We start from the raw sequence: 20,906 nt of genomic DNA on the forward strand, positions 1-20,906 counted from the left end.
ACCCCATGAGCTTCGACCGCAAGATCAAGATCGCCCCCTCGATCCTGAGCGCCGATTTCGCCAATTTCGGCCAGGAAATTCAGGCCATCGAGGCGCAAGGCGCGGATTGGGTCCATGTCGATGTGATGGACGGGCATTTCGTGCCGAACCTGACCTTCGGCCCGCCCGCCGTCAAAGCCTTCCGTCCGCATGTGAAGACCTTCATGGACGTGCACCTGATGATCGCGCCGGTCGATCCCTATATCGAGGCCTATGCCGAGGCGGGCGCGGATATGATCGTCGCCCATTGGGAAGCGGGCCCGCACCCGCATCGCACGCTGCAAGCGATCAAGGCGCAGGGCGTGAAATGCGGCATCTCGCTCAACCCCGGCACGCCCGCCAGCGTGATCTCGGAGCTGCTGGACCTTGTGGATATGGTCCTTGTGATGAGCGTGAACCCCGGCTTTGGCGGGCAGAAATTCATCCCGTCCAGCATCAACAAGGTGCGGCAGGTCCGCGAGATGATTGGCGACCGCGAGATCCATATTCAGGTCGATGGCGGTGTCGATCCGACCACCGTGGGGCCGCTGGTCAAGGCGGGCGCCGACTGCTTCGTTGCGGGCTCGGCCGTGTTCAAGGGCGGGTCAGTCTCGAACCCCGAGGTTTACGGCCAGAATATCGCGGCCATCCGCGCTGCCGCAGAAGCTGCGCTCTAAGCGCATCACAATTGTGCAGGGCGAGCGGGCAGAGCCTCTTGCCCTGCGACAAACTGTCGTTCATATTCGCATGATTGAATACCAGTAGGGAGGACTGGCATGGCTTTCACGCGACGGACTTTCATGCGCACGGCGCTGGCAACGGGGATTGCAGGCGCTCTGCCTCTGCGCGGCTTTGCGGCGCAGACCATGACGCTGGGCGGCGCCACGCTCGAGACCGTTTCCGACGGCAATCTGGTGCTACCGATGAACTTCGTGACGGATCACGAGGGCGCCCTTGAAAAGATGGCGTCCCTTGGCGTGACCGGCGATCAGGTCACACCGCCCTGCAACGTCACGCTCTACCGCGATGGCACCAACACGGTGCTTTTCGATGTCGGCGCGGGCCCCGATTTCATGCCGACCGCGGGCAAGCTGCTCGATACGCTCGACGCGATGGGCGTGTCCCCCGATGAGATCACCCATGTCGTCTTCACGCACGGCCACCCGGACCACCTCTGGGGCGTGCTTGACGATTTCGACGATCCGCTTTTTGCGAACGCTACTCATATGATGGGCAAGGACGAATTCGATTACTGGATCAACCCCGAGACCGTGAACACGATCGACGAGGGCCGCCAGAGCTTCGCAGCCGGCGCGCTGCGTCGTCTTCAGGCGATGGAAGATCAGATCGAGACCTTCGGTGCCGATCAGGAAATCCTGCCGGGCATCAAATCGCACGCCTCCTATGGCCACACACCGGGGCATATGGCGTTTGAACTGCGTCAGGGCAATGACGCGGTGATGATCGTGGGCGATGCGATTGGCAACCATCACCTCGCCTTCGCCGCGCCTGATTGGGTGTCGGGCTCCGACCAGAACCCCGATCTGGGGATCGAGACGCGGATGGCGCTTCTGGCCTATCTGGCCGATCAGCAAATGCCGATGGTGGGCTTCCACCTGCCCGAGGGCGGCATCGGCCGGGTCGAGCGCGCTGACGGCGTGTTCCGCTTCGTGCCGGAGGTCTGAGCAATGAAACAGCTTCTCGCCGCCCTGCCCTTCGTGCTCGCCCTGCCCGCGCTCGCCTCCGAGGACATCCCGGATCAATACCCGCAATCGGTGCTCTACTCGAAGCCGGTTGAGGTGATCCCCGGCGTCTTCACCTCAATTGGCGCAACCGCGCCGCCGACCTATGAGAACGCGGGCCATAACAACAACCTGTCCTTCATCGTCACGGGCGACGGGGTCGTGGTGGTCAACTCGGGCGCCTCCTACCTGCTGGCCAAGGCGCTCCATGATGAAATCAAGGAACGCACCGATCAACCGGTCAAGCTCGTGATCAACGAGAACGGTCAGGGCCATGCAATGCTGGGCAACAACTACTGGATCGAGCAAGGCGTGCCGATCCTCGCCCATGTCGAGGCCGCCGAGGAATTCGAGCATGACATGGGCGGCGCGTGGACCGCGCTCAAGGCCTATGCCAAGGAGAATACCGAAGGCACCGATCCGATGGGTCCGACCGAAACCTTCGAGGATGAGAAAATCATCGAGATGGGCGCGTTCGAGATTCATGTGATGCATCTCGGCCCAGCCCACAGCCCCGGCGACACGCAGGTCTGGCTGCCCAAGCAAAGCTTCATGATTGCGGGCGATATCGCCTTTTCGGAGCGGATGCCGCCGATCTTCTCGGGCACCTGCACGAGCTGCTGGATCGAGACCTGGGAAACCAAGTTCGAGCCGCTGAACCCGACCTATGTCATCCCCGGCCACGGCCACCCGACCAACCTCGCCCAGGTGCGCCGCTATACGCGCGATTACCTCGTCTACCTGCGCGAGAAAATCCGCGCGCATATCGACGAAGGCGGCGATCTGGCCGAAGCCTATTATGTCGATCAAAGCCCCTACGCCCATCTCGACACGTTCGAGGAGCTTGCCACCAAGAATGCGGGCGTGGTCTTTGAAGAAATGGAGTGGGAATAAGGAGCGCCCCATGGCTGTCACACCGCCCGTCTGCGATTTTGGCTGGAAAGCCCCCGATTTCAAACTCGGGGGGACGGATGGGCGGGTCTACACGCTCGAGGATGTTCGCGGGCCAAACGGCACGCTCATCATGTTCATCTGCAATCACTGCCCCTATGTGCTGGCCGTGCTCGACCGCATCCTGCGCGATGCCGAGGCGCTTCAGGCGGCAGGGATCGGGATTGCGGCGATTTCTTCGAACGATGCCGAGGCCTATCCCGAGGACAGCTTCATCAACATGGTGCGGATGGCCAAGGAAAAGGGCTTCTCTTTCCCCTATCTCTACGACGAGAGCCAAGAGGTCGCGCGCGCCTATGACGCGGCCTGCACCCCCGACTTCTTTGGCTTCAACGCGCAGGGTGAATTGCAGTATCGCGGGCGGCTCGATGCGTCGGGCCGTCAGGCGGGGCCTGCGGATGCGCGCCGCGAGCTGTTCGAGGCGATGATGCAGGTGGCCGAAACGGGCGTCGGCCCGGCAGAGCAAATCCCCTCGATGGGTTGCTCGATCAAGTGGAAGGACAGCGCATGAGCCGCCCCGCCGTGATTTTTGATCTCGACGGCACGCTGATCGACTCGGTGCCTGCGATCCATACGGTGACCAATCAGGTGCTCTCGGAACAGGGCTTCGCGCCGGTGACACTGATGCAGGTGCGTGGCTTTGTCGGGCGCGGTGTGGCCCATCTCGTGGCCTGTGTGATGCAAGAGGCCGGGCTGCCGCCCGAGGGGCCGCTGTTCGACGATCTTCAGGCCCGCTTCATCGAGCGTTACGCCATCGAGGTCGAGGGCAACACGCCCTACCCCAACGTCCTTGCGGCGCTAGAGGCGCTGCGCGACGATGGTCACAAGCTGGGCGTTTGCACCAATAAACCGATGGAGCCGACCCGCGCCACGCTTGCCCATGTAGGTTTGCTCGACTTTTTCGAGGTGATCGTCGCGGGCGATACGCTGGCTGTGCGCAAGCCCGATCCGGAGCCGCTCCACCATGCGATCGCGCTGATCGGCGGCGGTCCGGTCGTCTATGTCGGCGACAGCGAAATCGACGCAGAGACCGCCGCAGCAGCGGAGCAGCCCTTTCTGCTGTTCACCGAAGGCTATCGCAAGACGCCTGTCCATGAGCTGCCCCATGACGCGGTATTCTCGGATTTCGCGATGCTCCCCGGCCTCGTGAGCCATTACAAATCAGGGTGACAGACTGTCCCACCCCGTTGCCCGCGCGCCCTGCGGCCCCATATTCGAGAGACGAAATCAGGGAGTCGTCCGATGTTGAAACCCGAAGTCAAAGCCTTCTTCGACGAAGCCACCTTCACCGTGACCTTTGTGGTCAAGGACCCGAAATCGAGTGCCTGCGCCATCGTGGATAGCGTGCTCGATTTCGACTACGCCTCTGGCCGCACGGACACGAAATCCGCCGATGCGGTCATCGCCCATGTGGAGGCGGAGGGGCTGCGCGTGGAGTGGATTCTCGAAACCCATGTCCATGCCGACCACCTGTCGGCCGCGCCCTATCTTCAGGAACGCGTGGGCGGCAAGATCGGGATCGGTGACCGGATCAAGGTCGTGCAGGACACGTTCGGCAAGATCTTCAACGAGGGCACCGAGTTCCAGCGCGATGGCTCGCAATTCGACAAGCTCTTCGTTGAAGGCGATACGTTCGAAGTGGGCGGTCTCAAGGGCCATGTGCTCCACACCCCCGGCCATACGCCCGCCTGCCTGACCTATGTGATCGGGGATGCGGCCTTTGTGGGCGATACGCTGTTCATGCCCGATTTCGGCACGGCGCGCTGCGATTTCCCCGGTGGTTCGGCCGAAACGCTTTACAACTCGATCCAGAAGATCCTCGCGCTCCCCGATGAAACCCGCATCTTCGTCGCCCATGACTACAAGGCACCGGGCCGCGACGAATACGCATGGGAAACCACCGTGGCCGAAGAAAAGGCCCGCAATATCCATATCGGCGGTGGCAAATCCAAGGATGAATTCGTCAAGATGCGCACCGAGCGCGACGCGCAACTGGCGATGCCCAAGCTGATCATCCCCTCCTTGCAGGTGAATATGCGCGCCGGGCAGATGCCGCCCAAGGACGAGGACGGCAAGACCTATCTCAAGGTTCCGGTCAACGTGCTCTGAACGCGCCCGCCCGCGCTGGTTTTGCAGTACGGGCGGGCTTTTCTTTGCGCGAGAGAGCGCGTAACCAAGAATGACCCGCAACAGGGAACGGGAACAGGGACATGGTTATGGATTTGCGACGGCTGACGCCGGAATTTGCGGTGGCCCCGCAGATCGAACCCGAGGATCTGGCCGAGGCGGCGGCGATGGGGTTTCGCACCCTGATCAACAACCGTCCCGACGAAGAGATCGAGGATCAACTGCAAAGCGCGGCAATGGCAAAGGCGGCGGCCGAGGCCGGTCTCGCCTATCATCATCTGCCCTATTATCCGGGCATGTTGACCGAGGATCTGGCCGATGCCTTCTCCGAGGTGATGAAGACCGCCGAAGGCCCGGTTCTGGCCTATTGTCGTTCGGGCACGCGCAGCTCGCATCTGTGGGCGCTCGATCAGGCCGGTCAGATGCCCACCGATGAAATCCTGCGCCGCGCCGCCGAATGGGGGTATGACCACAGCGGTCTGGCTCCCCTGATCGAGGCCCGCTCCAATAGTTGAAGAACCACGCCCAAGGACTTGATGTGAAACGCTTCTTTCCTATCCTGACCTGGGGGCGCGACTATTCGCGCATGACATTCGAGGCCGATATCGTGGCGGCGGTGATCGTCACGATCATGCTGATCCCACAATCGCTCGCCTATGCGCTCCTCGCGGGGCTTCCGCCGGAAGTCGGGCTTTACGCCTCGATTGCGCCAATCCTGATCTACACGGTGCTGGGCACCTCGCGGGCACTCGCGGTCGGCCCGGTTGCCGTCGCCTCGTTGATGACAGCGGCGGCGGTGGGCGAACTGGCCCAACGCGGCACGCCCGAATATCTCGGCGCGGCCATCGCGCTGGCCTTTCTGTCCGGGCTGATGCTGCTGGGCATGGGGCTTTTGCGTCTGGGCTTCATCGCCTCATTCCTGAGCCATCCGGTGATTTCCGGCTTTATCTCGGCCTCGGGCATCCTGATCGCGTCGAGCCAGATCAAGCACCTTCTGGGCGTCTCCGCCAATGGCAAGACACTCCCCGAGATCGTCACATCTCTGGTCGGGAATATCGCCTCGATCAACATCCCCACAGTGCTTATCGGCGCGTTGGCGACCGCCTTTTTGTTCTGGTCGCGCAAAGGCTTGAAACCGTTTCTTAAAGCGCGCGGAATGAAGGAACGGCTGGCGGGTCTGGCCGTGCGCGCGGCGCCCGTCTCTGCGGTCGTGGTGACCATTCTCCTCGTCTGGCTCTTTGGGCTTCAGGGCTGGGGTGTGAAGATCGTCGGCGACGTGCCGCAGGGCCTTCCGATGCCCGCGATGCCGCCTCTCGAGCTCGGGCTTTGGACGCAACTCGCCCTGCCCGCGCTGCTGATCTCCATCGTCGGCTATGTCGAGACGATTTCGGTCGCGCAGACCCTCGCGGCGAAGCGACGCCAGCGTATCGACCCGGATCAGGAACTGATCGCGCTTGGCGGCGCGAATCTCGGCTCCGCCTTTTCCGGTGGCTTCCCGGTCACGGGCGGTTTCGCCCGCTCGGTGGTGAATTTCGACGCGGGTGCCGCGACCCCGGCGGCCGGCGCCTTTACCGCGATCGGCATGGCCATCGCCACCCTTACACTGACGCCGGCGCTCTATTTCCTGCCGCAGGCGACGCTGGCGGCGACCATCGTCGTCGCGGTCCTGAGCCTCGTCGATCTGGGCGCAATCAAACGCACCTTCGCCTATTGCCCGTCTGACGCGGCAGCCATGGTGGCCACGATCCTCGTCACGCTGATCTTCGGGGTGGAGACCGGGATTTCGGCGGGCGTGGGCCTGTCGATCCTGCTGCACCTTTGGCGCAGTTCGCGCCCCCATTACGCGATCATGGGTCAGGTCCCCGGCACCGAGCATTTCCGGAATGTGGACCGACATCGCGTCGAGACCGTGCCGGAGGTGCTCTCGATCCGCATCGACGAAAGCCTTTGGTTCCCGAATGCGCGCTTCCTCGAGGATACGATCTACGACCGCGTCGCGGCCGATCCGCGCATCCGCCATGTTGTCCTGAACTGCCCGGCGATCAATTTCATTGACGCCTCTGCGCTCGAGGCGCTCGAAGCGGTCAATGCGCAGCTCAAGGACGCGGGCGTGAAGCTGCATCTCTCCGAGGTCAAGGGTCCGGTCATGGATCGCCTCGTGCAATCCGATCTCATCACCCATATGGGCGGACAGATCTACCTGACGCATTACGACGCGCTGCGCGCCCTTGCCCCCGAGATTACCGCCGCGACCCTGACCCAGCCGCGCTGCGAAACCGCAAAGTAAACGCGGCTGCGCGACTGGCGCGCCACTTGATTGTTATTTAAAAGAACGTGAAACTATAGCAATAATCTTTCCGCCACACGCGGCTACACGCAATATTCAGGCCTGGACCGGAGGGCAATGCTCAAACATTTGGAAGAAATGCTGGCGCAAAAAGACATCGCCGGCGTCTGGGACCTTCATGTCGATTACATGACGGCATACGGGTTCGATCGTTTGATTTATGCCTTTACGCGCTTTCGACAGCATGACGGGTTCGGCAAGCTCGACGACATGTTGATCCTGTCCAACCATGATCCCGACTATCTCGAAGTCGCGCTTCAGCCCGAGCATTTCGAAAACGCCCCCATGGTGAAATGGGCCGCGCGCAATGAGGGCGCCTGTTCCTGGCGGTGGGTCGATCAGCAGATGCGGGCGGGAAATCTGAACTTGCTCGAACAGCGCGCGACGCAGCTCAACCTGCGCTATGGTATCCGGGCCGGGTATTCTATCGCCTTTCCAAGCAGCGGGGATCGTTCCAAAGGGGCGATTGGCCTGTGCGCACGCAAAGGCATGCGCCAATACGAGGTCGAGCGGATCTGGGCCGAACACGGGCGCGAGATCATGGTGATTAACGCTCTCACCCATCTGCGCATATCCGCCATGCCCTTTGCCACGGCGCGCCGGCCGCTCACCAACCGTCAGCGCGAAGTGCTCGAATGGGTCGCGGATGGCAAGACCACGCAGGATATCGCGCTTCGGATGGGCCTGACGCTGACCTCGGTCGAAAAGCACCTGCGTCTGGCGCGTGAGGCGCTTGACGTCGAAACCACGGCGCAGGCAGTGCTTAAAGCCTCGATGCAGAAACAGATCTTCCTCGGCGGACCGCGGCGTGAGCGGCAGGCGAGCTGAGGCGATCACGGCACAACATGAAACAAAGCGAAACGCCGCCCCCTCTCGGGGACGGCGTTCGTGATTTCCAGACTGTGGAAGACGATCAGGCGCCTTGCATGGTCTTGGCGACTTCCGCCGCGAAATCTTCTTCTTTCTTCTCGATGCCTTCGCCGACTTCGACGCGTGCAAAGGCGACGACCTCGACACCAGCGTCTTTCGCAGCCTGACCCACGGTGATGTCGGGGTTGATCACGAATTGCTGGTTGAGCAGCGTGACTTCGGCGACGTATTTCTTCATACGGCCTTCGATCATTTTCTCGATCACGGCTTCGGGCTTGCCCGATTCACGCGCGATATCCATTTGGATCTGCTTTTCTTTCTCGACCACGGCCGGGTCCAGATCAGCTTCCGAGAGTGCCGCCGGGCTGGTCGCGGCGATATGCATGGCGATTTGCTTGCCAATGCCGTTATCGGCACCGTTCAGCGCGACGAGCACGCCGATCTTGCCCATGCCCTCAGCTGCCGCGTTGTGCACATAGTCCACCACCACGTCGCCTTCGACGCGGGCCATGCGGCGCAGCGTCATGTTCTCGCCGATCACGGCGATCGCGTCGGTGATGACATCCGCAACCGGCTTGCCGTTCATCGGCGCGGCCTTGAGTGCTTCGACATCCGACACAGCCAGAGCGGTCTGCGCGATGCCGCCGACCATTTTCTGGAAGTCTGCGTTCTTGCCGACGAAATCGGTTTCCGAGTTCACTTCGACCGCGACGCCAACGCCGCCATTCACCGCGACAGCCACGAGGCCCTCAGCGGCCACGCGGCCCGATTTCTTGGCCGCTTTCGCAAGACCCTTGGTGCGCAGCCAGTCCACGGCGGCTTCCATGTCGCCATTGGTCTCGGTCAGCGCTTTTTTCGCGTCCATCATGCCTGCGCCGGTGGAGTCGCGCAGTTCTTTCACCATCGCTGCGGTGATCGCCATAGGATTTCTCCTCAGATGTTGTGGTGGGCGGGGTTATCCCCCGCCCTCATGTCAGTGACGTGACGCGAGGCTCAGGCCTCGGCTGCCTCGACGGCTTCTTCGACCGGGGCTTCTTCGAGCGCACCGAGATCGACGCCGGCGGCGCCCATCTGAGCGGTCATGCCGTCCAGAGCTGCGCGCGAAACGAGGTCGCAATAGAGGCCGATGGCGCGTGCCGCGTCGTCGTTGCCCGGGATGATGTAGTCAACGCCCTTGGGCGAGCAGTTGGTATCGACCACGGCCACGACCGGGATGCCAAGCTTCTTGGCTTCCGCGATGGCGAGATCTTCCTTGTTGACGTCGATCACGAAGAGCAGGTCCGGCAGACCGCCCATTTCGCGGATGCCGCCGAGCGAGGCTTGCAGTTTCGCCTGTTCGCGTTCCATGCCGAGGCGCTCTTTCTTGGTGAGGCCTTCGGCGCCACCGGCGAGCACTTCGTCGATCTGCTTCAGACGCGCGATCGATTGCGAAACGGTTTTCCAGTTGGTGAGCGTGCCGCCCAGCCAACGGTGGTTCATGTAGTATTGCGCGCATTTTTCAGCGGCTTCGGCGATCTGCTTGGACGCCTGACGCTTGGTGCCGACAAAGAGCACACGGCCGCCTTTGGCGACGGTGTCGCGCACGACTTGCAGCGCCGCGTCCAGCATCGGAACGGTCTGGGTCAGGTCGAGGATGTGGATGCCGTTACGCTCGCCATAGATGAACTCGCCCATGCGGGGGTTCCAGCGTTGCGTCTGGTGGCCAAAGTGAACGCCAGCTTCGAGCAGCTGACGCATCGAGAATTCGGGAAGCGCCATAATGGTATCCTTTCCGGTTTGCGCCTGAGCGGAGGATCAGGGCATCTGCCCAACCGGTGGACCGTTCAGGGATGTCTCCCCCGAGGGCCCGCCTCCGCCTGTGAAGTGCGCGCGATATAGCGGGTGCGAACCGGGATGACAAGCCCTTTGGCACGGCGGGCCGGTAATGCCCGGCAAAGGCGCCCGTGGCACGCGCCGGAGCCTCCGGCGGGGATATTTGGGGCAGACTGACATGGCAAGGGCAAAGCATCCCTGCCGCGAGGGCCAGTGGGATTGTCCTTGCGCGCGGGCGCGGGCTGGGCGACGAAAAGACATGACCGAATCCCGCCCTGACATTTTGTGCATCGGCTCCGCGCTGTGGGACATCATCGGCCGCGCGCCGGTGCATATGCGCGCGGGCTCGGATGTGGCGGGGCGGATCACCCGGCTGCCGGGCGGTGTGGCGATGAATATCGCGATGACGCTGGCGCGCTTCGGGCTGCGGCCCGCGCTTCTGACCGCGATCGGGCGCGACAGCCAGGGTGCCGACCTGATCGAGGCGGCGGGAACGCTTGGGATTTCCTGCGACTATGTTTACCGCTCAGACGACTTGCCCACGGATCGCTACATGGCGGTCGAGGGGGCGAACGGGCTGATTGCCGCGATTGCGGATGCGCATTCCCTGGAGAGCGCGGGCGACAAGATCCTGCGTCCGCTCGCGGATGGACGGCTTGGGTCCGAGAAGGCGCCTTGGCAAGGTCTTGTGGCGCTGGATGGCAACCTGACCGTGGCGCTCTTGTCCGAGATCGCCCGCTCGCCTCTTTTTGCCCGCGCCGATCTGCGCGTCGCGCCTGCCAGCCCCGGTAAGGCCGAGCGCCTGATGCCGCTGATGCGCCACCCCTCGGCCACGCTCTACGTCAATCTCGAAGAGGCGGGCGTGCTCTGCCAGACCACCTTCGAGAGCGCCGAAGAAGCCGCGCGCGGGCTTCTCGCGCGGGGTGCGCGTCGGGCGCTGGTCACGGATGGCGGGCGACCCGCTGCCGATGGCGGCCCCGATGGTGTGCTGACCGCGGCCCCGCCGTCCGTCATGGTCACCCGCGTCACCGGCGCGGGCGACACATTCATGGCCGCCCATATCGTCGCCGAGCGCGAGGGCCAGCCCCCCGCCGAGGCCCTGTCCCGCGCCCTCACTGCTGCTGCACGCTATGTTTCCGGAGAAGCCGCCACATGACCCATACCCGTTCGACCGACCTCGCCGATCTCTTGATCTACTCCGCCGAAGTGGCCAAGGCTCGCGCCGAGGGGCTGCCCATTGTCGCGCTGGAATCGACGATCATCACGCACGGCATGCCTTATCCTCAGAACCTTGAGACCGCGCAGCGGGTCGAGGCCGAGGTCCGCGCGAGCGGGGCCGTGCCCGCGACCATCGCGATCATGGGCGGCAAGATTCATATCGGGCTTGATCCCGATCAGCTTGAGGCCCTGGCGCAGGCCGAAGGCGTGATGAAGCTCAGCCGCGCCGATCTGGCCGTTTGTCTGGCGCAAGGTCGCGTGGGGGCGACCACCGTCGCCGCGACCATGATCTGCGCGCATCTGGCGGGGATTTCGGTTTTTGCCACGGGTGGCATTGGCGGCGTACATCGCGGCGCCGAAGAGAGCTTCGACATCTCCGCCGATCTGGCCGAGCTGGGCCAGACCCCCGTCACCGTGGTCGCGGCGGGCGCGAAGGCGATCCTCGATCTGCCGAAGACGCTTGAGGTGCTGGAAACCAATGGCGTGCCGGTCATCGCCTACGGGCAGGATGACTTCCCGGCCTTCTGGTCGCGCAGCTCCGGTCTGACCGCCCCCCTGCGCGCCGACAGCGCCGCCGAGATTGCGCGCGCCCATATCCTGCGCGGGCGGCTGGGGCTTGCGGGCGGGCAGCTTGTCGCCAACCCGATCCCGCCCGAAGCCGAGATTGCAAGAACCGAGATCACCCCCGTGATCGAGACCGCGCTGGCCGAGGCAGCGCAACAGGGCATCGCCGCCAAAGCGGTGACCCCGTTCCTGCTGCAACGCATCTTCGAGCTGACCGAGGGGCGCTCGCTTGTGGCGAACATCGCCCTCGTGCTGAACAATGCGCGGCTGGCGGCGAAAATCGCCTCGGAAATCGCTGGCCGCTGAGTGCCAGCCATTGCGCGGGCCTCGGGCCGCACATAGGTTAGGCCCCGTGACCTTTTTCCGGAACCTCGATGAGCGCCCAACATTTGCCCGACCCGCAGACCCATCACCGCCGCAAAGGGCGGTTCGGCGGGCTGCGCGCCTCTTTCCTGACGGGGCTGATCGTGGTCGCGCCGGTCGGGCTCACGCTGTGGCTGATCTGGACGGTTGCCGGCTGGGTCGATAGCTGGGTCCTGCCATTGGTGCCGCATCAATGGCGCCCCGAGCAATATATCGGCATCAACCTGCGCGGGATCGGGGTGCTGATCTTCCTGATCTTCACAGTGATCGTGGGCTGGCTGGCCAAGGGCTTCTTCGGGCGCGCGCTGATCCGCACGGGCGAGAGCATCGTCGAGCGGATGCCGGTGGTGCGCACGATCTATTCCGGGCTGAAGCAGATCGCGGAGACCGTGCTGAGCCAGGGCGACGACAAGTTCGACCGCGCCTGCATGATCGAATATCCGCGCGAAGGGCTGAAGGCGATCGCCTTCGTCTCCTCGACCGCCAAAGGCGAGGTCGCGGGATTTGGCAGCACCGAGGACCCGCTGATCTCGGTCTTCCTGCCGACCACGCCGAACCCGACCTCTGGGTTCTTGCTGTTCGTGCCGCGCTCGCAGATCACCTATCTCGATATGAGCGTTGAAGAGGCCGCGAAACTCATCATTTCGGCGGGGCTGGTCTATCCGCCAACAAAGGCCGAAAAAGCCGAGAAAGCGGCCAGCGCGCAAGCCAGAACCGCTCAGCCGAAAAGCGCCTCGAGATCGACAGAGGCGCGCTGACCTAGGTCGCCGCTATGCGCCGAGAGGAACCGCTCTGCCGCCGCCACGCCCGCCCCGTGCAGCCGCTCCAGCGTGCCATTCGTCGGCGTCACCTTGGTGGCCGCGCCCAGATCGGTCATCACGTCGTCATCGGCGATCATGTGGATCAGCACATCCTTCATCCCGCCCTCGCTCAGCCGCCCGTCGGCAATCAGACGGCGCACGAACTGGATCGCGCGCAACTCGCGCAGAAGCGATGAGTTGAAGCTGATCTCGTTGACGCGCTCCTCGATCTCGGCGGGCGTGCGCGGGACGCCCTCTCGCAGGAGCGGGTTGATATTCACGATCAGCACATCGCGCGGATATTGCGGCTCGAACAGGGGAAAAAGCGCCGGGTTGCCGGTGAAGCCACCGTCCCAGAAGGCCTCGGTCCGGCCGGTCTGCGGGTCCTCCATCTCGATCGCGCGAAACAGGTTCGGCAGGCAGGCCGAGGCGAGGATCGCATCCGCGTTGATTTCGTCGCCCGAGAACACCCGGATCTTGCCGGTGCGCACATTGGTGGCCGAAACGAAGAAATCGGGACCCTCCTTGGCGCACACATCGTCATACTCAAATCGTTCGACGATGCGTTCCAGCGGGTTCACGTAGAACGGCCCGGAGTCGTAGGGCGAGATCATACGGGAGAGCTGATCCATCCAGGCGGCGGGCGTAAACGCCTCGATCCAACGATTGATCGCCTCCGGATAGGGAAAGAGCGCCGAGACCCAGCGGTCGAGGCGCAGGTCGTTGACCTCCGAGACCTGCGACCAGAGCCATGCGAGGTTTTCCCGCGCGCCCTCACGCCCGCCCCGCGCAAGCCCGGCCTTCAGCGCCGCGCCATTCAATGCGCCCGCCGAAGTGCCCGAAATCGCGGCAATCTCCAGCCAGTCCTCTTGCAGCAGCCGATCAAGCACGCCCCAGGTGAACGCGCCATGCGCGCCGCCGCCTTGCAGCGCGAGGTTGATGCGTCGCGTCTCCATCTGCCCGCCTTTCGCTGGAAGAAGCGTCAGGGGCGTGCGCCCCTGCCCGCACTCAGAGCGCGGTCCAGCCCCCATCGACGGAGATCGTGGTGCCGGTGATCTGCTCTGCGGCATCCGAGCACAGGAAGACAGCGGTGCCGCCCAGTTGCTCGACGGTGGCAAAGCCTTTGGAGGGCTGGCGTTCGAGCAGGACCTCGCGGATCACGGTCTCGCGGTCCATGTCATATTTCTTCATCGTGTCGGGGATCTGGGCCTCGACGAGGGGCGTCAGCACATAGCCCGGGCAGATCGCGTTGCAGGTGATCGGCTCTTCGGCAGTTTCGAGCGCGGTCACCTTGGTCAGCCCGACAACGCCATGCTTAGCCGCGACATAGGCGGATTTATAGGGCGAGGCGGTCAGCCCATGCGCCGAGGCGATGTTGACCACACGCCCCCACCCCGCCTTGCGCATCATCGGCAGGGCGGCCGCCGTGGTGTGAAAGGCCGAAGACAGGTTGATCGCGATGATCGCGTCCCATTTCTCGGTCGGGAACTCGTCGATGGCGGCGACATGCTGGATGCCTGCGTTGTTCACAAGGATATCGCAGCGCCCGGCCTGCTCGACCAGCGCACGGCATTCGTCGCCCTTGGACATGTCCGCCTTGATGTAGCGCGCGTTGACACCGAACTCTTTGCCGATCTCGGCGGCGAGCGCGTGATCCTCATCGCGGTCGGTGAAGGAGTTGAGCACGACATCCGCGCCCGCCCGCGCCAATTCGCGCGCCACCCCCAGTCCGATCCCCGAATTCGAGCCGGTGACGATGGCCGTTTTACCCTTGAGCGACATGAGAACCCCCTTTTCGGTCTGACTTGGCCCGAGACTAGTCCGGGCATCCTCAAATGAAAGGGAAAAGCGCGCCATCCGGTTCCGATTTTTCTGCCGGTGCGGGGTGAAAATGCGGCGATGCAGCACCGCCCCCGCCGGAACCAAAAAAAACGCCCGCACAAGGCGGGCGTTAAGTCATGAGGCAGGTTTCATACAGGCAAGAAACCTATCGAGCAGTGAGTTCTTTATAAGCACTAAAGCGCCGGGGTCCAAGGGAAAAGTTTGCGCTCGCCCCCACGCAGGGCTAGCTTGCCCCTGATAATACAGGCAAATGGGGGATTGTTGCGATGTTGGGATCGGTATTTTTCCGGAAGTTTCATGTGGCGGGACTGATCGCAGCCCCGATTTTGCTGGCAAACATGAGCCTTGCGGAGCCGATGCATGGAATCGCCATGTATGGTGCGCCCGATCTGCCACAGGGCTTCACGAATCTGCCCTATGCCAACCCCAAGGCCCCCAAGGGCGGACGAATCCGCATGGGCGAATCGGGCAGCTTCGATTCGCTCAACCCGTGGGTCGTCAAGGGCCGTGCGCCGGTGGCGATTTCGAACTTCGTCGCCGAAAGCCTGATGGAGCGGTCCTATGACGAGCCCTTCACGCTCTACGGGCTTCTGGCCGAGAGCGTCGAGACCGATGACGCGCGTTCTTGGGTCGAGTTCACGCTGCGCGAAGAGGCCCGCTTCTCGGATGGATCGCCCGTCACCGTCGAAGACGTGATGTGGTCCTATGAGACGCTCGGGCTTCAGGGTCATCCGCGCTATCAGAACGCCTGGCGCAAGATCGCCAAGATGGAACAGACCGGCCCGCGCTCGGTGCGTTTCACCTTCTCCGAGGCGGACCGCGAGCTGGCCCTGATCATGGGGATGCGCCCGGTGCTGCAAAAGGCGCAATGGCAGGATCAGGACTTCGCCGAGGCCACGATGACCGCGCCGATCGGCTCGGGTCCCTACCGGATCGCCACCGTGGAGATGGGCAAATACCTCACGCTCGAACGCAACCCGGACTGGTGGGGCAAGGATCTTGGCTTCAACGCGGGGCGGCATAATTTCGACGAGATGCGCTTTGACTATTTCAACGATGGCGGGGTGGTCTTCGAAGCCTTCAAAGGGGGCGAGCTGGACACATGGCGCGAAACGAACGCCGCCAAATGGGCGCGCGATTACGACTTCCCGGCGGTGCAGTCGGGCGAGGTGATCAAGGCCGAGATCCCGCACGCACGGCCTTCGGGCATTCAGGGCTTTGTGATGAACACCCGTAACCCGGTCTTTGCCGACTGGCGGGTGCGCGAGGCGATGCTGCTGGCCTTCAACTTCGAATTCATCAACGCCACGCTCAATAACGGGGCCGAACCGCGCATCACCTCTTATTTCGCCAACTCGTCACTGGGGATGCGACCGGGTCCGGCCGAGGGCAAGGTCGCAGAGCTGCTTGCGCCCTATGCGGCGGACCTTCTGCCCGGCGTGATCGAGGGGTATGAGCTGCCCGTTTCGGACGGCTCGGAACTCAACCGCAAGAACACTCGCAAGGCAGTTGCGCTGTTGGAAGAGGCCGGGTGGCAGGTTGATACGGACGGGGTGCTGAAAAACGCAAGCGGGGCGCCGTTCACCTTCTCGATCCTGCTGCAACAGGGTGCTGCGGAAACCTCCTCCATCGTCGATATCTATGTCGAGGCGCTGAGCCGCCTGGGCATCTTCCCGACCGTGGAAACGGTGGATGACGCGCAATATACCGCGCGGCGCAACAGCTACGAGTTCGACATGACATGGCACTGGGTGGCAACCTCGCTCAGCCCCGGCAACGAGCAGTATCTCTACTGGGGGGCGCGCGGCGTGACCGAGCCGGGCTCGCGCAATCTCATGGGGATGAACGTGCCCGCCGCCGAGGCGATGATCGACGCGATGCTCGAGGCGCGCTCGCAAGAAGATTTCCGCGCCGCCGTGCAGGCGCTCGACCGTATCCTGACGGCGGGGCGCTATGTCATCCCGAGCTGGTATTCGAAAGTGTCGCGTCTGGCCTACGTAAAGGCGCTTCACTACCCCGAGCGGCTTCCGCTATACGGGGATTGGCCGGGCTTTCAGCCCGATGTCTGGTGGTATGAGGCAGAATAAGATGAAGGCACTTATCCTGATCGGAACGATGGCCCTTGCGCTGGCTGGCTGCAACACCGTGGCGGGGATCGGCGACGATATCTCGGGCGGCGCGCGGCAGGTGCAGGACTGGCTCTGAGGTCAACCTTCCGGCAACCAAGACCTTTCGAAAAGCTTTGCCTTTGGCGCTGAGCGGGCGCAGACTGATCCGGAGAGTCCCGTGATTGCGGGGCTTTACGGGAAGGAGGTCGCGCATGAAATGGCATCACGTTCAGGATAACTGGCACGCGTTCTACGAAGCGATCATGGATCGCTGGCCCGAGGCGGAGGAAGCCGACCTCGATGAGATAGACGGCGATCAGCGCGATTTCGTCGCCTATATCGCAGGGCTGAACGATCAATCCGCCGCCGAGGCGCGCGAGGAGATCCGCGAGTGGATCACGGGGGAACTGCCCTCGGATGTCGTGATGGACCCGAGCCACGACAATCACTCCATCACGAATTCGGCAAAATACGTCCCCGATGGCGAGGACGAATATGACGACGATGCGCGCTTCGGGGATGGCACATAGGGTGCGCCGCCCCCAAGCCCACCTGCGGCGGCTTTGCCCCCGGAATATTTCGGGTTCTCTGAAAGCCGGGCCCGCGCTTGCAATGCCCCCGCTGCGGGCGTAGCAATCGGCCCATGCGCGCCGAATTCATCTCCGATCCCCTGCCCGCCCCGCCCGCGGCTTTCAACATGGCGGCCTATGTGCTGGCCCATGCCGAGCGCCTGTCGGACAAGATGGCGATGCAGATCGTGCGCCCGACAGGAGCCGAGCGCTGGTCCTACGGGCGCCTTTTGGCAGCGGTGCGCGGGGCCGGAACGGGTTTCCTGCGCGCGGGGCTCGAACCGGGTGACCGGGTGCTCTTGCGCCTGGGCAATACGCCCGAGTTTCCCGTGGCCTTTCTGGGCGCCATCGCGGCGGGGCTGTTGCCGGTCCCGACATCGTCGCAGCTGACGGCGGGCGAGATCACCAAGATGGCGGCGCAGATCACGCCCCGCGCGGTGGTGGCGGGCGACGGGATCGCGCTTCCCGAGGGCGATGCGCTGATCATCCCCGAGACCGAGTTGCGGGGCTTCGAGGCGCTGCCGCCCTGCGATTATGCGATGGGCGATCCGAACCGCCCGGCCTATCTGATCTATACCTCCGGCACCTCGGGCAGCCCGCGCGCCGTGATCCATGCCCATCGCGCGGTCTGGGCGCGGCAGATGATGCATCACGGCTGGTATGGGCTGAGCGAGGCCGACCGCTTGCTTCATGCGGGCGCGTTCAACTGGACCTATACGCTGGGCACGGGGCTGATGGACCCGTGGAGCGTGGGGGCCTCGGCGCTGATCCCCGGCGCGGGCGTAACACCCGAGCAGCTGCCGCTGCTGCTCCGCCGGTTCGATGCGACGATTTTCGCCGCAGCCCCCGGCATTTACCGCCAAATCCTGCGCCAGCATACGCGCCTCGAGCTGCCCAAGCTGCGCCACGGGCTGACTGCGGGCGAAGCCATGCCCGAGCCTGTGCGCGCGGGCTGGAACGCGGCCACCGGCACCCGCGTCTACGAGGCGCTCGGCATGTCGGAATGCTCGACCTTTATCTCGGGCGCACCCGACCACCCTGCCCCCGCTGGCAGTTCTGGCTATCCGCAGACAGGCCGCCGCATTGCCGTGCTCTCCCCCGAAGGCGCGATTGTCGCGCGCGGCGCGCCCGGCACGCTCGCCGTGCACCGCTCCGATCCGGGGCTGTTTCTGGGCTATTGGAACGCCCCCGAAGAAACCGCCGCGCGGTTTCAGGGCGATTGGTTCGTGACCGGAGACACGGTCTCGATGGCCGAGGATGGCGCAATCTATTACCTTGGGCGCGATGACGACATGATGAATGCCGGCGGGTTCCGCGTCTCGCCCATCGAGGTCGAGAGCGCCATGGCGCAGTGCGCCGACGCGGGCGAAGTCGCCGCGATCGAGCTGCGCGTGAAGGCCGATGCAAGCGTCATCGCGCTCGCCCATACCGGCCCCGCCACGCCCGAGGCGCTCGCCGCCCACGCCGCCGCGCATCTCGCGCGCTACAAACAGCCGCGCCTCTTTGCCCATGTGGCAGCGATCCCGCGCAACCCGAATGGCAAACTCAACCGCCGCGCCCTGCGTGAAAGCTGGCCCGGCCATGGAGGCCCGACATGACGCCCCTCGATCTGTTCATCGACCCGGTCTGCCCCTGGTGCCTCATCGGCAAGGCGCGGCTCGACAAGGCGCTGGCCGCGCGTCCCGATCACGGGTTTTCGCTTGCCTTCCATCCGTTTCAACTTAACCCGACCATGCCGCGCGAGGGCATGGCGCGGGCGGACTACCTGCAAGCGAAATTCGGGCAGGACCGTGCGGTCGAGATGCATGTGCAACTGATGGAGATCGCCCGCGCCGAGGGCATCGAGATCGACCTGCTGGGCGTTCAGCGTCAGCCCAACACGCTCGACGCGCACCGGCTGATCCACTGGGCCGGGCTCGAAGAACGTCAGCCGCAGGTCGTGGACGCGATCATGCGCGCCTTCTGGGTGGAGGGGCGCGATATCGGCCGCCCCGAGGTGCTGAGCGAGATTGCGGGCACGGCGGGTATGGATGCCGCGATGGTCGCGCGCCTTCTGGCCTCTGACGCCGACCGCGACGAGATCATCGCCCGCGACGCCCATGCCCGCGAGCGCGGCATCAAGGCGGTGCCCACCTTCATCATCGGCAATCGGCACGCGGTCGAGGGCGCGCAACCCACCGCGCTCTGGCTTCAGGTCATCGACGAGCTGCACGGCGAAGCCCCCTCGACCGCGCGCCACTGACGCCCATCGGCAAATCCGCACAGCCCGTTGCGCGCGCGGGGCACTGGCCTTCGCGCGCGTTCGCGCTACCATCGCGCTTCGACAGTCAAAGAGATTTCCCGTGACGCATACTCCTCTCTCCACGCCGCAAGAGACCCCTCAGCGGCGGCTTTCCATGCCTGAATTCACCGCGATGCTGGCGGCATTGATCGCGACGGTGGCCTTTTCCATCGACGCGATGCTGCCCGCCCTGCCCGAGATCGCGGCGACGCTTTCGCCCGACAACGTGAACCGGGCGCAGCTGGTGCTCACCTCTTTCGTGGCGGGCATGGGCGTGGGAACCTTCTTCGTCGGGCCGATCTCGGACGCGTTTGGAAGGCGCCCCACCATTGTCGGCGGGATCGCGATCTACATGGCGGGCGCGGTCTGGGCGGTCTATGCGCAATCCCTCGAAGTGCTGCTGCTGGCGCGCTTCGTGCAGGGGCTTGGCGCGTCGGGCGCGCGGATCGTGCCGATGGCTCTGGTGCGCGACCTCTATTCGGGGCGCGAGATGGCGCGGGTGACCTCGTTCATCATGATGCTCTTCATCCTCGTGCCCGCGATTGCGCCCTCGATCGGGGCGGTCATCATCGCGTTTTCAAGCTGGCATGGCGTGTTCTGGGCCTTTGTGGTCTTTGGCCTGATCGGGGCTTCGTGGCTGATTATCCGCCAGCCCGAGACCCTACCCCCCGAGCGCCGCCGCCCGCTGCATCTTGGGACACTCTCCAAGGCCGTGGTCGAAGTGCTCCGCGATACCGATGTGCGCATTTACATCGTCGTCCTCGCGCTCGGCTTTGGGCAGATGTTCGCACTGCTCTCCTCGGCGCAGCAGCTTTTTGCGGCGCATGGCGTAGGCGACACCTTCCCCGGCTGGTTCGCGGCCATGGCGCTCTTGGCCGGGACCGGCACGATCTTCAACGCAAAATTCGTGATGAAATTGGGCATGCGCAAGATCGCAACGGGCGCTTATCTCATGCAGATCGTGGCCTCTGGCGTGATGCTGGTTCTGACGCTCAGCGGCTTGACCGAAGGCGCGCCGGGCTTTCCGTTCATCTTCTTCTGGTCTGTGACCGTCTTCTTCATGGCGGGCGTGACCTTTGGCAATCTGAACGCACTGGCGATGCAGAAGATGGGCCATATCGCGGGGCTTGCCGCTTCGGTCATCACCGCCATCTCCACCGTTGGCGCGGTCGTGATCGCGGCGCCCGTGGGGCTGTTGTTCGACGGCTCCGCCAAGCCGATCGTGCTTGCGACGCTGGCCTGCTCGGCACTGGCCTATGTGCTGATGAAGCGAACTCAGGACGAAGTCTGAGCC

22 protein-coding genes are annotated in these 20,906 nt (G+C 64.0%); 18 read left to right on the forward strand and 4 right to left on the reverse strand.

The window, feature by feature from the left end; translation table 11 throughout:
* Positions 1-5 precede the first annotated feature (5 nt).
* The 9 genes from rpe to P0X85_RS08925 all read left to right on the forward strand — a co-directional run bounded on the left by rpe (position 6) and on the right by P0X85_RS08925 (position 8,013).
* Positions 6-695, forward strand: a complete 690-nt coding sequence (gene rpe / locus P0X85_RS08885; RefSeq protein WP_275811667.1) for a ribulose-phosphate 3-epimerase — start codon at positions 6-8, stop codon at positions 693-695.
* A gap of 99 nt (positions 696-794) precedes the next feature.
* Positions 795-1,703 (forward strand): MBL fold metallo-hydrolase, encoded by a 909-nt coding sequence (locus tag P0X85_RS08890; RefSeq protein ID WP_275811669.1) that lies wholly within the window; start codon positions 795-797, stop codon positions 1,701-1,703.
* Positions 1,704-1,706: 3 nt separating this feature from the next.
* Positions 1,707-2,654, forward strand: coding sequence for an MBL fold metallo-hydrolase (locus P0X85_RS08895; protein WP_275811671.1), 948 nt, complete (start codon positions 1,707-1,709; stop codon positions 2,652-2,654).
* Between the two features lie 10 nt (positions 2,655-2,664).
* Positions 2,665-3,222, forward strand: a complete 558-nt coding sequence (locus P0X85_RS08900) for a thioredoxin family protein (RefSeq protein ID WP_275811673.1) — start codon at positions 2,665-2,667, stop codon at positions 3,220-3,222.
* Positions 3,219-3,881, forward strand: coding sequence for a phosphoglycolate phosphatase (gph, locus tag P0X85_RS08905; RefSeq protein ID WP_275811675.1), 663 nt, complete (start codon positions 3,219-3,221; stop codon positions 3,879-3,881). The genes P0X85_RS08900 and gph overlap by 4 nt, the downstream gene beginning before the upstream one ends.
* A 75-nt stretch (positions 3,882-3,956) precedes the next feature.
* Positions 3,957-4,820, forward strand: coding sequence for an MBL fold metallo-hydrolase (locus P0X85_RS08910; protein ID WP_275811879.1), 864 nt, complete (start codon positions 3,957-3,959; stop codon positions 4,818-4,820).
* A gap of 101 nt (positions 4,821-4,921) precedes the next feature.
* Positions 4,922-5,353: a TIGR01244 family sulfur transferase gene (locus P0X85_RS08915; protein ID WP_275811677.1), complete on the forward strand. Its 432-nt coding sequence runs from the start codon at positions 4,922-4,924 to the stop codon at positions 5,351-5,353.
* A 23-nt stretch (positions 5,354-5,376) separates the two neighbouring features.
* Positions 5,377-7,125 (forward strand): SulP family inorganic anion transporter, encoded by a 1,749-nt coding sequence (locus P0X85_RS08920; RefSeq protein ID WP_275811679.1) that lies wholly within the window; start codon positions 5,377-5,379, stop codon positions 7,123-7,125.
* Between the two features lie 117 nt (positions 7,126-7,242).
* Complete coding sequence (locus P0X85_RS08925) at positions 7,243-8,013, forward strand: LuxR family transcriptional regulator (RefSeq protein ID WP_275811681.1); 771 nt, start codon at positions 7,243-7,245, stop codon at positions 8,011-8,013.
* An 85-nt stretch (positions 8,014-8,098) separates the two neighbouring features.
* Here the strand turns inward: P0X85_RS08925 and tsf are convergent, their stop codons facing one another.
* Positions 8,099-8,977, reverse strand: a complete 879-nt coding sequence (gene tsf / locus P0X85_RS08930) for a translation elongation factor Ts (protein ID WP_275811683.1) — start codon at positions 8,975-8,977, stop codon at positions 8,099-8,101.
* Between the two features lie 71 nt (positions 8,978-9,048).
* Positions 9,049-9,813: a 30S ribosomal protein S2 gene (rpsB, locus tag P0X85_RS08935; RefSeq protein WP_275811684.1), complete on the reverse strand. Its 765-nt coding sequence runs from the start codon at positions 9,811-9,813 to the stop codon at positions 9,049-9,051.
* Between the two features lie 313 nt (positions 9,814-10,126).
* On the opposite strand from rpsB, the gene P0X85_RS08940 reads away from it, so the two are divergent.
* The 3 genes from P0X85_RS08940 to P0X85_RS08950 all read left to right on the forward strand — a co-directional run bounded on the left by P0X85_RS08940 (position 10,127) and on the right by P0X85_RS08950 (position 12,770).
* On the forward strand, positions 10,127-11,023 hold the full coding sequence (locus P0X85_RS08940; RefSeq protein WP_275811685.1) for a PfkB family carbohydrate kinase: 897 nt from the start codon (positions 10,127-10,129) through the stop codon (positions 11,021-11,023).
* On the forward strand, positions 11,020-11,955 hold the full coding sequence (locus P0X85_RS08945; RefSeq protein ID WP_275811686.1) for a pseudouridine-5'-phosphate glycosidase: 936 nt from the start codon (positions 11,020-11,022) through the stop codon (positions 11,953-11,955). The genes P0X85_RS08940 and P0X85_RS08945 overlap by 4 nt, the downstream gene beginning before the upstream one ends.
* A gap of 68 nt (positions 11,956-12,023) precedes the next feature.
* Positions 12,024-12,770 carry a DUF502 domain-containing protein gene (locus P0X85_RS08950; RefSeq protein WP_275811687.1) on the forward strand — a complete coding sequence of 249 codons (747 nt, stop codon included), beginning with the start codon at positions 12,024-12,026 and terminating at the stop codon, positions 12,768-12,770.
* On the opposite strand, the gene P0X85_RS08955 is transcribed toward P0X85_RS08950, so the two are convergent.
* On the reverse strand, positions 12,731-13,768 hold the full coding sequence (locus P0X85_RS08955; RefSeq protein WP_275811688.1) for a patatin-like phospholipase family protein: 1,038 nt from the start codon (positions 13,766-13,768) through the stop codon (positions 12,731-12,733). The genes P0X85_RS08950 and P0X85_RS08955 overlap by 40 nt on opposite strands.
* Positions 13,769-13,820: 52 nt before the next feature.
* Complete coding sequence (locus tag P0X85_RS08960) at positions 13,821-14,594, reverse strand: 3-hydroxybutyrate dehydrogenase (RefSeq protein ID WP_275811689.1); 774 nt, start codon at positions 14,592-14,594, stop codon at positions 13,821-13,823.
* A 326-nt stretch (positions 14,595-14,920) separates the two neighbouring features.
* Between P0X85_RS08960 and P0X85_RS08965 the strand changes: the two genes are divergently transcribed.
* The 6 genes from P0X85_RS08965 to P0X85_RS08990 all read left to right on the forward strand — a co-directional run bounded on the left by P0X85_RS08965 (position 14,921) and on the right by P0X85_RS08990 (position 20,903).
* The gene (locus P0X85_RS08965; RefSeq protein WP_420851814.1) at positions 14,921-16,741 is read left to right on the forward strand and encodes an extracellular solute-binding protein; all 1,821 of its coding nucleotides are present in this window, start codon (positions 14,921-14,923) and stop codon (positions 16,739-16,741) included.
* A gap of 1 nt (position 16,742) precedes the next feature.
* Positions 16,743-16,859 (forward strand): entericidin, encoded by a 117-nt coding sequence (locus P0X85_RS08970; RefSeq protein WP_275811690.1) that lies wholly within the window; start codon positions 16,743-16,745, stop codon positions 16,857-16,859.
* Positions 16,860-16,974: 115 nt separating this feature from the next.
* Positions 16,975-17,292, forward strand: coding sequence for a hypothetical protein (locus tag P0X85_RS08975; protein WP_275811691.1), 318 nt, complete (start codon positions 16,975-16,977; stop codon positions 17,290-17,292).
* A 113-nt stretch (positions 17,293-17,405) separates the two neighbouring features.
* A complete protein-coding gene (locus tag P0X85_RS08980) occupies positions 17,406-18,929 on the forward strand; it encodes a class I adenylate-forming enzyme family protein (protein WP_275811692.1) in 1,524 nt (507 codons plus the stop codon).
* Positions 18,926-19,573 carry a DsbA family oxidoreductase gene (locus tag P0X85_RS08985; protein ID WP_275811694.1) on the forward strand — a complete coding sequence of 216 codons (648 nt, stop codon included), beginning with the start codon at positions 18,926-18,928 and terminating at the stop codon, positions 19,571-19,573. Before P0X85_RS08980 ends, P0X85_RS08985 begins: the two co-directional genes overlap by 4 nt.
* A gap of 154 nt (positions 19,574-19,727) precedes the next feature.
* On the forward strand, positions 19,728-20,903 hold the full coding sequence (locus P0X85_RS08990; protein ID WP_275811696.1) for a multidrug effflux MFS transporter: 1,176 nt from the start codon (positions 19,728-19,730) through the stop codon (positions 20,901-20,903).
* Positions 20,904-20,906: the final 3 nt, after the last annotated feature.

The organism is Pseudothioclava nitratireducens (assembly GCF_029210495.1).
GTDB classification, from domain to species: domain Bacteria; phylum Pseudomonadota; class Alphaproteobacteria; order Rhodobacterales; family Rhodobacteraceae; genus Pseudothioclava; species Pseudothioclava nitratireducens.

Coding starts and splice junctions, on each gene's coding strand:
- rpe (WP_275811667.1), top strand. CDS start 6: ATGAGCTTCGACCGCAAGATCAAGATCGCCCCCTCGATCCTGAGCGCC.
- P0X85_RS08890 (WP_275811669.1), top strand. CDS start 795: ATGGCTTTCACGCGACGGACTTTCATGCGCACGGCGCTGGCAACGGGG.
- P0X85_RS08895 (WP_275811671.1), top strand. CDS start 1,707: ATGAAACAGCTTCTCGCCGCCCTGCCCTTCGTGCTCGCCCTGCCCGCG.
- P0X85_RS08900 (WP_275811673.1), top strand. CDS start 2,665: ATGGCTGTCACACCGCCCGTCTGCGATTTTGGCTGGAAAGCCCCCGAT.
- gph (WP_275811675.1), top strand. CDS start 3,219: ATGAGCCGCCCCGCCGTGATTTTTGATCTCGACGGCACGCTGATCGAC.
- P0X85_RS08915 (WP_275811677.1), top strand. CDS start 4,922: ATGGTTATGGATTTGCGACGGCTGACGCCGGAATTTGCGGTGGCCCCG.
- P0X85_RS08925 (WP_275811681.1), top strand. CDS start 7,243: ATGCTCAAACATTTGGAAGAAATGCTGGCGCAAAAAGACATCGCCGGC.
- tsf (WP_275811683.1), bottom strand. CDS start 8,977: ATGGCGATCACCGCAGCGATGGTGAAAGAACTGCGCGACTCCACCGGC.
- rpsB (WP_275811684.1), bottom strand. CDS start 9,813: ATGGCGCTTCCCGAATTCTCGATGCGTCAGCTGCTCGAAGCTGGCGTT.
- P0X85_RS08940 (WP_275811685.1), top strand. CDS start 10,127: ATGACCGAATCCCGCCCTGACATTTTGTGCATCGGCTCCGCGCTGTGG.
- P0X85_RS08945 (WP_275811686.1), top strand. CDS start 11,020: ATGACCCATACCCGTTCGACCGACCTCGCCGATCTCTTGATCTACTCC.
- P0X85_RS08950 (WP_275811687.1), top strand. CDS start 12,024: ATGAGCGCCCAACATTTGCCCGACCCGCAGACCCATCACCGCCGCAAA.
- P0X85_RS08955 (WP_275811688.1), bottom strand. CDS start 13,768: ATGGAGACGCGACGCATCAACCTCGCGCTGCAAGGCGGCGGCGCGCAT.
- P0X85_RS08960 (WP_275811689.1), bottom strand. CDS start 14,594: ATGTCGCTCAAGGGTAAAACGGCCATCGTCACCGGCTCGAATTCGGGG.
- P0X85_RS08965 (WP_420851814.1), top strand. CDS start 14,921: ATGTTGGGATCGGTATTTTTCCGGAAGTTTCATGTGGCGGGACTGATC.
- P0X85_RS08970 (WP_275811690.1), top strand. CDS start 16,743: ATGAAGGCACTTATCCTGATCGGAACGATGGCCCTTGCGCTGGCTGGC.
- P0X85_RS08975 (WP_275811691.1), top strand. CDS start 16,975: ATGAAATGGCATCACGTTCAGGATAACTGGCACGCGTTCTACGAAGCG.
- P0X85_RS08980 (WP_275811692.1), top strand. CDS start 17,406: ATGCGCGCCGAATTCATCTCCGATCCCCTGCCCGCCCCGCCCGCGGCT.
- P0X85_RS08985 (WP_275811694.1), top strand. CDS start 18,926: ATGACGCCCCTCGATCTGTTCATCGACCCGGTCTGCCCCTGGTGCCTC.
- P0X85_RS08990 (WP_275811696.1), top strand. CDS start 19,728: ATGCCTGAATTCACCGCGATGCTGGCGGCATTGATCGCGACGGTGGCC.